The sequence below is a fragment of the Bradyrhizobium sp. USDA 4473 genome, from assembly GCF_054063335.1.
Map to the genome: position 1 here is coordinate 5935057 of NZ_JBSSGE010000001.1, position 12031 is coordinate 5947087.

At 64.0% G+C, this 12031-nt stretch carries 11 protein-coding genes; 3 read left to right on the plus strand and 8 right to left on the minus strand.

What is annotated here, in order from left to right:
* Nucleotides 1-281 precede the first annotated feature (281 nt).
* A complete protein-coding gene (locus ACVW17_RS28095) occupies nt 282-1625 on the plus strand; it encodes a calcium-binding protein (RefSeq protein ID WP_456798129.1) in 1344 nt (447 codons plus the stop codon).
* Nucleotides 1626-1708: 83 nt separating this feature from the next.
* On the opposite strand, the gene queA is transcribed toward ACVW17_RS28095, so the two are convergent.
* The 5 genes from queA to coaD form a co-directional block, all read right to left on the minus strand.
* Nucleotides 1709-2791, minus strand: coding sequence for a tRNA preQ1(34) S-adenosylmethionine ribosyltransferase-isomerase QueA (gene queA, locus ACVW17_RS28100; RefSeq protein WP_456798130.1), 1083 nt, complete (start codon nt 2789-2791; stop codon nt 1709-1711).
* Between the two features lie 134 nt (nt 2792-2925).
* Entirely contained in the window at nt 2926-3390 is a 465-nt protein-coding gene (locus tag ACVW17_RS28105) for a peptidylprolyl isomerase (protein ID WP_456798131.1), read from the minus strand.
* Entirely contained in the window at nt 3366-3803 is a 438-nt protein-coding gene (locus ACVW17_RS28110) for a hypothetical protein (protein WP_456798999.1), read from the minus strand. The genes ACVW17_RS28105 and ACVW17_RS28110 overlap by 25 nt, the downstream gene beginning before the upstream one ends.
* A gap of 5 nt (nt 3804-3808) precedes the next feature.
* Complete coding sequence (locus ACVW17_RS28115; protein WP_212013932.1) at nt 3809-4372, minus strand: peptidylprolyl isomerase; 564 nt, start codon at nt 4370-4372, stop codon at nt 3809-3811.
* Between the two features lie 50 nt (nt 4373-4422).
* Nucleotides 4423-4920, minus strand: a complete 498-nt coding sequence (gene coaD, locus ACVW17_RS28120; RefSeq protein WP_456798132.1) for a pantetheine-phosphate adenylyltransferase — start codon at nt 4918-4920, stop codon at nt 4423-4425.
* Nucleotides 4921-5188: 268 nt separating this feature from the next.
* Between coaD and ACVW17_RS28125 the strand changes: the two genes are divergently transcribed.
* Nucleotides 5189-5446 (plus strand): hypothetical protein, encoded by a 258-nt coding sequence (locus ACVW17_RS28125; protein ID WP_050630591.1) that lies wholly within the window; start codon nt 5189-5191, stop codon nt 5444-5446.
* A gap of 249 nt (nt 5447-5695) precedes the next feature.
* Entirely contained in the window at nt 5696-7594 is a 1899-nt protein-coding gene (locus tag ACVW17_RS28130; protein WP_456799000.1) for a potassium transporter Kup, read from the plus strand.
* A 118-nt stretch (nt 7595-7712) separates the two neighbouring features.
* Here ACVW17_RS28130 and gyrA read toward each other — a convergent pair whose 3' ends face one another.
* The 3 genes from gyrA to ACVW17_RS28145 form a co-directional block, all read right to left on the minus strand.
* Nucleotides 7713-10439: a DNA gyrase subunit A gene (gene gyrA, locus ACVW17_RS28135; protein WP_456754893.1), complete on the minus strand. Its 2727-nt coding sequence runs from the start codon at nt 10437-10439 to the stop codon at nt 7713-7715.
* Nucleotides 10440-10663: 224 nt separating this feature from the next.
* Nucleotides 10664-11062, minus strand: coding sequence for a DUF2306 domain-containing protein (locus tag ACVW17_RS28140; RefSeq protein ID WP_456798133.1), 399 nt, complete (start codon nt 11060-11062; stop codon nt 10664-10666).
* A gap of 247 nt (nt 11063-11309) precedes the next feature.
* Nucleotides 11310-11801, minus strand: a complete 492-nt coding sequence (locus ACVW17_RS28145) for a single-stranded DNA-binding protein (RefSeq protein ID WP_028340751.1) — start codon at nt 11799-11801, stop codon at nt 11310-11312.
* Nucleotides 11802-12031 lie beyond the last annotated feature (230 nt).

Consider the following 12031-nt stretch of genomic DNA (forward strand, 5'->3'; position numbering starts at 1 on the left):
TCCGTTCCGATTGAATCGGAACGGAGCTCTGGATTCCGGTCTTGATGCATTTTCCAGGCCGAACCGGTACTCACCTCGCTCAAATGCCCCGCGGGCGAACCACGTATAGCTCGCGCACGCACTGCCTTCGCAGACCCAACCCGTTTAACAGTGTGAGAGCAAGCGGACCAATTTTCGTGCGCTGGTTGAGAATTGCACGCTCGACATTAAAATGCAATTAGAGGGCGAAGGGACACGGCTTATGCCTTTTTCCAAATGAGCATTGCATCGGGGCTCTCAGCATGACGACATTTACCGCCGCCAACCAAGCCATCAACTTTGCGACCCTGTTCTCCGTCTTCGTACCCGCGAACCAGAACGACTATATTGCGGGTTTTTCGAGCCGAACTGGTGCAGGATTCGTTTGGGCGAACGTGGGTACTCAATACGCAGCTTTTGTGTCCGGAAGCGGCTTCACCTACACGGATGTTAACAATGATGGCATCTACTTTGCTGCAGCATCTGGCACTGTCACATCGATGCAGACATCGCACAACGGTGCGGTAGATTTTAATATATCGAATACATCAGTCGCGGTCGACTTCAGCTCTTGGTACACTATCAGCCCGACGCAAGCGGAGCCATACGCGACGACCGTTCATATTCCAAACGACGCGCTGCTAACTCTGTTTTTCTCGGGCGATGACAACATTTCCGGTTCTACCCTGGGCGACACTCTCTCGGGCGGAGCCGGCAACGACACCATGGACGGCGGCGGCGGCGACGACATCGTCGACGGCGGCACGGGAAACAACCTGCTCTACGGCGGCGATGGCAACGACCTGGTCAGCGGCGGCGTAGGTAACGACGTGCTCGTGCTGGGCAACGGCAACGACACCGGCTACAGCGGCAACGGCAACAATTACATCTACGCCGGCGCGGGCAACGATCTGCTGGTCGGCGGAACCGGCCTCGACGTGCTGCTCGGCGAAGACGGCAACGATTCCATCTATGGCGGCGCCGGCTTCAACTATCTGTTTGGCGGAGCGGGCAACGACATTCTAGTCGGCTCGGGAGGCACTGGCGCTAGCGACGTCAACGTCATGTTCGGCGGCGACGGCGCGGATTATCTCTATGGCGGGCCCGGCACGAATTACTTCTATGGCGGGGCCGGCGTCGATACCATGTATGGCGGATCGGGCCTGAACATCTTCATCTCCTCGGGCGAGACCGAAGGCAACGTGATCTACGGCGGATCGGGCCAGAACTATGTCTACGGCTCCAACGCCGGAGATACGGTCACCGGCGGAAGCGGTGTCGACGTATTTTTGATGGGCTTTGGCAACGACGTCATCAACGGTGGCGGCGGTGTCGACTATGTCTGGGGCAGCGGCGGCTCGGATACGTTCATGATCACCGATGCGGCACCCGAGACCATGGTGATCGAGGACTTCAATACGGGTGGCGTCAAAGACCTGCTGGATTTTGCCGGCACGTCGCTGCACTCATTCGCGGATGTCCAGGCCGCCTCGTTCTACTCGGCGGGCATCAACACGACCATCATCACCGACGCGGCCGGCAATGCGGCCTGGCTGATCGGCGTCGCTCCCGCGCAGCTCGATGCGAGCATGTTCAATTTTACCTGAGCCGCCGAAAAGACTGAGCCATCGGTCTGGCTCTTCCGCTCCAGGACACCACTGCAGTGATGGGCAGACGATGCCCATCTTGCTTATTGGTCTGATTTCCCGCGAAACAGCAGGCACGCGTCACCGTAGGAATAGAACCGGTAGCCGTGCTTGATCGCATGCGCGTAGGCGCTCTGCATGGTATCGAGGCCGGAGAAGGCCGAGACCAGCATGAACAGCGTCGAGCGCGGCAGATGGAAGTTCGTCATCAGGATATCGACCGCGCGGAAACGATAGCCAGGCGTGATGAAGATCGAGGTTTCCGCCGCGAACGGCTGCACGATGCCGTCAGGCGTCGTGGCGCTTTCAAGCAGCCGCAGCGACGTGGTGCCGATCGCGACGATCCGGCCGCCTTTTGCGCGCGCGGCATTCAAGGCGGAAGCGGTCTCCGCGGTGATGCAGCCCCACTCGGCGTGCATCTTGTGCTCGGAGGTCTCCTCGGCCTTGACCGGCAGAAACGTCCCTGCCCCGACATGCAGCGTCAGCCGGTGCAGTTCGACGCCGCGGCTGCGCAGTGCCGCCTCGAGCGCCGGCGTGAAATGCAGCCCGGCCGTCGGCGCGGCGACCGCGCCTTCGTTCGAAGCGAACATGGTCTGGTAGTCGCTGACGTCCTGGTCGTCAGGCGTCCGCTTGGAGGCGATGTAGGGCGGCAGCGGTGTGACGCCGACATCTGCGATCGCCTGGTCGAGCACCGGACCGTGGAACGAGAATGACAGCGTCACCTCGCCCTCCTGCCCCTTCGCCTCGACCTCTGCATCGAGATTGCCGAGCAGGCAGACCTTGCCCTCGTTGCCGAAGCGGATGCTGTCGCCGGGGCTGAGCTTCTTCGCCGGCTTGACCAGCGCCTGCCAGCGCGAGCCGTCGAGCCGCTTGATCAGGGTCGCCTCGATCTTCGGTTCGGTCTCACGCCCGATCCGGCGGCCCTTGAGCTGGGCTGCGATCACCTTGGTGTCGTTGACGACGACCTGATCGCCGGGCTCCAGCCAATGCGGCAGGTCGGCAATGGTGGCGTCGCGCAGTGCGCCGTCCGGATGCACGACCAGCATCCGCGCGGAATCGCGCGGGCTGGCGGGCCGGAGCGCGATGCTTTCGGGCGGCAGTTCGAAGTCGAAAAGATCGGTGCGCATGGCGCGATCAGTACCTCACCGCCGTCATTCCAGGGCACGCGAAGCGTGAACCCGGAATCTCGGGATTCTCGGTGCGCAATTGCGCACCTGAGGGTTCGATGCTTTAGGCATCGCCCCGGAATGACGGTCAATACTTACGCCGCGTCGACGGCCATGTGGGCCTTGACGATCTTGTCCGGGTTCTGCACCGGCTCGCCGCGCTTGATCTTGTCGACATTCTCCATGCCCTCGGTGACCTTGCCCCAGACCGTGTACTGGCCGTTGAGGAACGAGGCATCGTCGAAGCAGATGAAGAACTGGCTGTCGCCGGAATCCGGATTGGCGGCGCGGGCCATCGAGGCGGTGCCGCGGACATGCGGCTCCTTGTTGAACTCGGCCTTCAGCTTCTTGCCGCTTCCGCCCATGCCGGTGCCCTGCGGGCAGCCGGTCTGCGCCATGAAGCCGTCGATCACGCGGTGGAACACGATGCCGTCGTAGAATCCTTCGCGCACCAGCTCCTTGATCCGCGCGACATGGCCGGGCGCGAGATCCGGGCGCATTTCGATCGTGACCGGGCCCTGGGTGGTTTCGAGGATCAGAGTATTCTCGGTAGCAGCCATGCTCGCTTCTCCTGGCTTCGGGGTGGATATTTCTTGTTCCTGAACGGGATTGCGAATGGGCGGCCAGCGACTGCGCCGCCCAGGCTCTCGGTAAATGGCATCGGCGTGCAGCGTTGCAACGCCTCCATCACCGCGACCCGGTATGCGATCCGGTCATTGTCGGTGGCCTCCTGCGTTTCGTAACTGATCCTGGGATGCCCGAGGATCGCGCCCTCGCGGTTGAAGCTGACGATGACGGTGATGTCGATCGGTCCGGCCTTGTCCGCCGGCGGCGGCCGCCAGCAGCGGTGGATGGCAAGAACAACGTCCCTGATCGTATTGAGTTGCTCCGGCTCGGCCCGCACCGGCGTGGCCAGCGCAAGGCAGATCAGCGGCGCGGCGAACCAGGCAAACGGTTTGCTGGGCGCCGCCATCCGGATCACTTGATGTCGGATGCGACCTGCACCTTCACCATCTTGTCGGGGTCGGTGACGGCGCCGCCGGGCGAGCCCGCCGACGCCTTCTTCAGCTTGTCGACCACGTCCATGCCCGACACCACCTCGCCGATCACGGTGTACTGGCCGTTGAGGCTCGGCCCGTCGGCGAACATGATGAAGAACTGCGAATTGGCGCTGTCGACGCTGTCGCCGCGCCGGGCCATGCCGACGATGCCGCGCTTGAACGGCACCTGCGAGAACTCCTGCTTCAGGTTCGGATATTTCGAGCCGCCGGTGCCGTTGAAGTTCTGGCCGTCACCGGTCTGCGCCATGAAGCCGTCCATCACGCGATGGAACGGCACGTTGTTGTAGAAGCCCTCGCGCGCCAGCTGCTTGATGCGCTCGGCATGCTGGGGCGCGATGTCGGTGCGCAGCTTGATGACGATGCGGCCCTTGGTCGAGTCGATCACGATCGCATTGGCCTTGTCGAGGCCGGCGGGCAGCGGCTGCGCGACCGCGGGCACGACGCAAAGCAGCGCGGCAACAAATGCAAGAATGCGGATCATGGAAACTCCGGATCTCTTTAGCGTTCGGGATGTGGCAGGCCCCGCCGGTCTCAACCGGCGAACTTGGCCTTCAGGCTAGCGGCGACTGATGACGGCACGAATGCAGAGAAGTCGCCGCCCATCTGGGCGATTTGGCGCACCAGTGTGGCCGTGATCGGGCGGACCGCGACGGATGCCGGAACGAATACGGTATGCACCTCGGGCGCCATCGCCTCGTTCATGCCGGCGAGTTGCATCTCGTAGTCGAGATCGGTGCCGTCGCGCAGGCCGCGAATCATGATGGTCGCGCCGAGCTTGCGTGCCGCGGTCACCGTCAGATTGTCATAGGTGGTGCAATCGAAGGCGCAGCCGGCCTGCTGGGCGATCGGGCCGCACACCTCGCGCAGCATCTCCAGCCGCTCCTCGGTCGAGAACAGCGGCTTTTTGCCGGCGTGGATGGCAACGGCGACCACTAGACGGTCGCACAGGCTTACGGCCTGCCGGACCACGTCCAGATGGCCGTTGGTGACGGGATCGAAGGAGCCTGGATAGAGCGCGATACGGGACATGGTCCCTCCTAACCCGCCCGGCCCTCCCCGGCAAGCCGCCCCGGTTCCGTCGGCCGCGCGAAATAAATTCCGCCTCGTCCAGTGAACGAGTTCTGGGATGCCAGCGTCTACGAGGGTGAATGTTTCGTCGGCCACTGGCGGATGAAACAAAACCGGCCGGCGACGAAACCATTTCCCGGGGTGGCGAAGACACCAGGAAACTTGCGGCCGGTAGACATTGGACAACGAAACGACGGGCCCCGGGGGGCCCGATCACATGGGGACCGTCATGATCAAGGCACTTTCCGCTATCGCCGTTGCCGCGTTCATTGCCGCCGCGCTCACCGTGCTGCCGGGCTTTGCGCCGCAGGTCGAAGCCTCCACCCCGCAGCCGCTGGCCAAGGCTGACCGTCTCGACATTCACCCGGTCGGCAAGGACTGCTCGCAGCAGGCCTGGCCGAATTTCGAAGCCTCCTGCCTGCGCAGCGCCGGCAACAAGACGGTGGTCCGCGAAGCCCGCCTCGTCACCGCCGACCGCACCCCGTAGAATAAACTTCCCGACGAGGTCGCCACCGGTTCGCGTGAAGGAAATGCGACGAGGTCGTACCTCGGAGAGTTGCCGCCCCGGCGCGATCGGAGCGGCACACCAGCCGTCAGCCTGACATAAGGTCAAGGCCGTCACGCAGAACCCAATGGTAATTTGCGACGTCTCGTCGCAGACTATCGTTTAGGCGCCCGGTTGGATGATCCGGCGGGCGCAAGCCATCGGGGGATCGCCGTGACCAGTACGCCCGCCATCGTCTCTTCCGGCCACCCTCCAACCAGTCCGATCCCGGTTGCGGTCACGCTCGGTGCGCTGGGTGTCGTCTATGGCGACATCGGCACCAGCCCCCTCTACGCCCTGAAGGAAGCTGCCAAGGCTGCCGCCCATGGCGGGCCGCTGACCTCGAGTGCGGTGCTCGGCGTGGTGTCGCTGATCCTGTGGGCGCTGATCCTGATCATCTCGGTGAAGTATGCGATGCTGATCCTGCGCGCGGACAACCGCGGCGAAGGCGGCATTGTCGCGCTGCTGGCGCTGCTCTCGGCCCGCAACGCGGCGCCCGGCACCTGGCGGGCCCATCTTTTGGTCGTCGGACTGATCGGCGCCGCCCTGCTCTATGGCGATGGCGCGATCACGCCGGCCATCTCCGTGCTGTCGGCGATCGAAGGCCTCAAGGTCGACGCGCCCTCGCTGGCGCCTGCGGTGGTGCCGCTCACCGTCGTCATCCTGATCGGCCTGTTCATCATGCAAAAGCAGGGCACGGGCTTCATCGGCAAGATCTTCGGCCCGGTGATGCTGTTCTGGTTCGCCGTGCTGGCGGCGCTCGGCATCCACGGCATCGTCAAGGCGCCCGGCGTGCTGGTCGCACTCAGCCCGTACTATGCATTCGATTTCCTGATCCATCAGGATTTTCACGTCAGCTTCGCCATCCTCGGCGCCGCCTTCCTCGCAGTCACCGGCGGCGAGGCGATGTACGCCGACATGGGGCATTTCGGCCGCTTTCCGATCCGGCTCGCCTGGTTCGCGGTCTGCCTGCCGGCTTTGGTGCTCAACTATTTCGGCCAGGCCGGCGAGCTGATCAACGACCCGAACTCAATCGACAACCCGTTCTTCCAGCTCGCCCCCGACTGGGCGCACTATCCGCTGGTGCTGCTCGCGACGCTCGCCACCGTGATCGCCTCGCAGGCGATCATCTCCGGCGTGTTCTCGCTGACCCAGCAATCGATCCAGCTCGGCTTCCTGCCGCGCATGCATATCCGCCACACCACCAGCGATGCGATCGGACAGATCTACGTGCCGCTGGTGAACTGGCTGCTCGCGGCCGGCACGCTCGGCGCGGTGCTGGCATTCGGCACCTCGGATGCCCTCGCCGGCGCCTATGGCATCGCGGTGTCCCTGTTGATGGCGATCACCACGCTGCTCGCCGCCCTGGTCGCGATCCAGTGGGGCTACTCGCCGATCCTGGTGATCGCGGTGAACGGCTTCTTCTTCATCATCGACTTGATCTTCTTTGCGGCGAACACCGAGAAACTGTTCGAAGGCGGCTGGTTCCCGCTGCTGCTCGCCGGCGCGGTCGCGTTCCTGATGATGACCTGGCGCAGCGGCGTGAAGCTGGTCGAGAAGGCGCGCAGCAAGCTGCGTCAGCCGGAAGAGGATCTGATCGAGACCGCGGTCAACAAATGCAGCGCCCGCCTGCCCGGCACCGCCGTGTTCCTGGCCTCGGCCCCCAACGGGGTGCCGCTGGCGCTGACCCAGTTCGTCAAGCACAATCACGTGCTGCATCAGCGCGTGCTGCTGGTCACCGTGCAGATCGAGGAGCGGCCGCGGATTCCCGACGAGGACCGCGCCGACGTGATCGAGATCAGCCCGGGCATCACCCGCATCATCTTGCATTATGGCTTCATGCAGTATCCGACGATCTATGAGGGGCTGAAGACCGCCTGCCGGCAGGCCAAGCTGCCCGGCATCGATCTCTCCGACGTGACCTACTACATCGGCCGCGAGACCATCATCCCGCGCGAGGACATTCCGGGCATGTGGGTGTGGCGGGAATCGCTGTTCGCCTTCCTGCAACGCAACGCCGAGCGATCGGCGGCGTTCTTCGGCGTACCCACCGGCCAGGTCGTGGAGTTCGGCACCGAGATCGAGATCTGATCTCATCGTCCGCGTAGCCCGGATGAAGCGCAGCGCAATCCGGCACCAGCGTGCTGCGTCGACAGACCCCCGGATTTCGCTTCGCTCCATCCGGGCTACGAGATCGGCCCCGGCGGCCTTAGCCGCCGTTGCCGTTCTCGCCGTTTTCCTCTTCCGGAATGTGCTCGACCGAGACCACGTGCTCGTCCTCGGCGGTGTCGAACACGATCACGCCCTGGGTCGAGCGGCCGGCGACGCGGATGTCGGCCACCGGGCAGCGGATCAGCTGTCCCTTGTCGGTGACCAGCATGATCTGGTCGGCATCCTCGACCGGGAACGACGCCACGAGGTTGCCGTTGCGGTTGTTGACGCTCATCGCGACGATGCCTTTGCCGCCGCGGCCGGTGGTGCGGTACTCGTAGGACGAGGTCCGCTTACCGTAGCCGTTGACCGAGACGGTCAGCACCACCTGCTCGGCGGCCGACAGCTCGGCATAGCGCTCCTGCGACAGCTGGATCGCATTCGCGGTCTCCTCGCCCTCGGCCTCGACCGGCTCCTCGGTCGCGGCCTCGCCGGCCACCGCGCGGCGCATCTTCAAGTAGGCCGAGCGCTCGTCCGAGGTGGTCTCGACATGGCGCAGGATCGCCAGCGAGATCAGCCTGTCGGCCTCGGCCAGCGCAATGCCGCGGACGCCCATCGAGGTGCGGCCGGTGAAGACGCGCACATCGGTGACCGGGAAGCGGATGCACTGCCCGCCGGCGGCGGTCAGCAGCACGTCGTCATGCTCGGTGCAGATCTGCACGTCGACGATCGCCTCGCCCTCCCCGAGCTTCATGGCGATGATGCCGGAGCGGCGGACGTCGACGAAGTCGGACAGCTTGTTGCGGCGGACGGTGCCGCCTGTCGTCGCGAACATCACGTCGAGATTGCCCCAGGAGGATTCATCCTCCGGCAGCGGCATGATCGTGGTGATGCGCTCGCCCTGCTCCAGCGGCAGGATGTTGATCAGCGCCTTGCCGCGCGCGTTCGGAGCGGCCATCGGCAGCCGCCAGACCTTCTCCTTGTAGACCTGGCCGCGCGACGAGAAGAACAGCACCGGCGTGTGCGTGGAGGCCACGAACAGCCGCGAGACGAAATCCTCGTCGCGGGTCTGCATGCCGGCGCGGCCCTTGCCGCCGCGGCGCTGTGCCCGGTAGGTCGACAGCGGCACGCGCTTGACGTAGCCGGCATGCGACACGGTGACGACCATGTCCTCGCGCTGGATCAGGTCCTCGTCCTCGACCTCGCCTTCCTGCTCGATGATCTCGGTCTTGCGCGCCGTCGCGAACTGCTGCTTCACCTCGGCGAGTTCGGTCTTGACGATGTCCTGCACGCGGGCACGCGACCGGAGGATGTCGAGATAGTCGGCGATCTCGGCCGCGAGCTTGTCGAGCTCTTCGGAAATCTCGTCGCGCCCGAGCGCGGTCAAGCGTTGCAGCCGGAGGTCGAGGATCGCCCTCGCCTGCTCCATCGACAGCCGCAGCGTGCCGTCCTCGTTGATGCGATGCCGGGGATCGTCGATCAGCGTGATCATCGCCTCGACGTCGCGCGCCGGCCAGTCGCGCGACATCAGGGCCTCGCGCGCGGTGTTCGGATCGGGCGAGGTCCGGATGACGCGGATGATCTCGTCGATGTTTGCGACCGCGATCGCAAGGCCGACCAGGATGTGGGCGCGGTCGCGGGCCTTGCCGAGCAGGAACTTGGTCCGCCTTGTCACCACCTGCTCGCGGAACGCGACGAAGATGTTGAGCAGGTCCTTCAGATTCATGGTCTGCGGACGGCCGGAATCCAGCGCCAGCATGTTGGCGGGGAAATTGGTCTGCAGCGGCGTGAAGCGGTAGAGCTGGTTGAGCACCACATCGGGCACCGCTTCGCGCTTCAGCTCGATCACGACGCGATAGCCGTCGCGGTCGGACTCGTCGCGCAGGTCCCCGATGCCCTCAATCTTCTTCTCTTTCACGAGGTCGGCAATGCGCTCGACCATCGTCGCCTTGTTCACCTGATAGGGAATTTCGGAGATGATGATCGCTTCGCGGTCCTTGCGGATGGTGTCGATCGTCACCTTGCCGCGCATCACGATCGAGCCGCGGCCGAGATGATAGGCCGAGCGGATGCCCTGGCGGCCCAGGATGACACCGCCGGTCGGGAAATCAGGTCCGGGAATGATGTCGATCAACTCGTCGATCGTGAGCGCCGGATTATCGATCAGCGCGACGCAGGCGTCGACCACCTCGCCGAGATTGTGCGGCGGGATGTTGGTCGCCATGCCGACGGCGATGCCGCCGGCGCCGTTGACCAGAAGGTTCGGAAAGCGGGCCGGCAGAACCGACGGCTCCTGCTCCGAATTGTCGTAGTTCGGCTGGAAATCGACGGTCTCCATGTCGATGTCGGCGAGCACGGCCAGTGCCGCGCGCGTCAGCCGCGCTTCGGTATATCGATAGGCGGCCGGCGGATCGCCGTCGATCGAACCGAAATTGCCCTGGCCGTCGATCAGCGGCACACGCAGGGAGAAATCCTGCGCCATGCGGACCATCGCGTCGTAAATCGACTGGTCGCCGTGCGGGTGATATTTACCGATCACGTCGCCGACCACGCGCGCGGACTTGACGTATTTCTTGTCCGGGGTGTGTCCCTGCTCATGCATCGAGTAGAGGATGCGCCGGTGCACCGGCTTGAGCCCGTCGCGCGCATCGGGCAGCGCACGCGACACGATCACGCTCATCGCGTAATCGAGGTAGGACTTCTTCATCTCGTCGAGAATGGAAACGGGACGAATATCTGAGGGCCCCGGCGGCTCGCCGGGCTTGTGGTCGTCGTTATCGGACAAAGGGGAAATCCGGTCGGTTCTACTGGGGAATCATATAGCCCATCGGGGGCCTGATAACCACCCTTCCACGGCTCCGGCAAGCCGTTTTTCCCTTCGTTTTTTCATGGACTTACGGGTGGGTCGGCGGGACCACGGCCGCTTGGTCGAGAAGCGAATGGCGAGTAGCGAATAGCGAGTGGAGAATCCCCTCTTCGCCACTCCCCATTCGCTATTCGCAAATCCCGTCAGCGGCCAAAAACCACCGCATGCATGATCCGCCCGGGCATGAACGTGAACAGCCCGGCAATGACCAGCGCGCCGAAGAAGATGCCGATCATCGTGTATTTGTGGCGGCGGACGTTGTGACGCCGCGCGGCCATGACGCCGAGCACCAGCATGAGCAGCGAGAAGATCGACAGCAGATGGATCGGGCTCCACGGCCCGAGCAGGCGGATCTGGTGGATCCAGAACGAGCTTCCGGCGACCACCAGCATCAGGATCACCCAGATCCAACCCAGCGTCCGGTGCGGCAGCGTGCCCTTCGGCGCGGCAAGCTGGATGGAGCCGAGCACGAAGGCGGTCATGGCGGCAAAGGCATGGAGCGGGATCGCAGGCGCGGCGTCGAGCAATGGCGCGAGGCTCATGATGGCGGCCCTCGAAATGATCCGCGGCAAAGCCTCGCTCGCCACAGGCAATGTAAATACCATTCACATTGACCTGTGTCAAAGTCGCGGGAACCGGCTCTGAGCGCCGCCATCTGGGCGAAACACTGCAAGCCGTTAGAAAGTTATCTTCATAATTCACATGAGGAAACTGTCGCGACATATCGAACCGCCGTTTCGGCAACTGATCGTCACGGAACGGCGGCTGACGCGGTGTCCGAGCGCGCGCTCAGAACGGGATGTCGTCGTCCATGTCGCTGTTGCGGCTGCCGCCGCCGGCGGCGACCGCACGGCGCGGCGCCGAGCTGACCGGACCGGACGAGCCGAAATCGCTGCCGCCATCATCGGAGAAGCTGCTGCCGCCGCCGCCGCGCCCGTCGAGCATGGTGAGGTTGGAGTTGAAGCCCTGCAGCACGACTTCAGTCGAGTACTTCTCGACGCCGCTCTGGTCGGTCCATTTGCGGGTCTGCAACTGACCCTCGATGTACACCTTGGCGCCCTTCTTCAGGTACTGCTCGGCGACCTTGCAGAGCCCCTCGTTGAAGATCACGACGCGGTGCCACTCGGTCTTTTCCTTGCGCTCGCCGGTGCCCTTGTCGCGCCAGGTCTCCGAGGTGGCGATGGACAGATTGGCGATCGGACGACCGTCCTGGGTCCGCCGGATCTCCGGATCCTTGCCGAGGTTTCCAACCAGGATCACCTTGTTCACGCTTCCTGCCATCGCATCATCTCCACTCAAAAACCGGGCGTCCGGACATCGGCCGCCACTCTCAACCTTCGCCACTTACATTGCAGGCGTCGTGGATGACCCTATACGCCGGCGGCGGCTTGGCGCCCTCCGCCGTCGCACGGTTATCCACGATAATCAGATATAGCATCCCGCCCGGGAATGTTCCAGTTTTGTTCGCCACAACCAGCCGTAGAGGCCGTCCGTGGCGATGATATGACAGC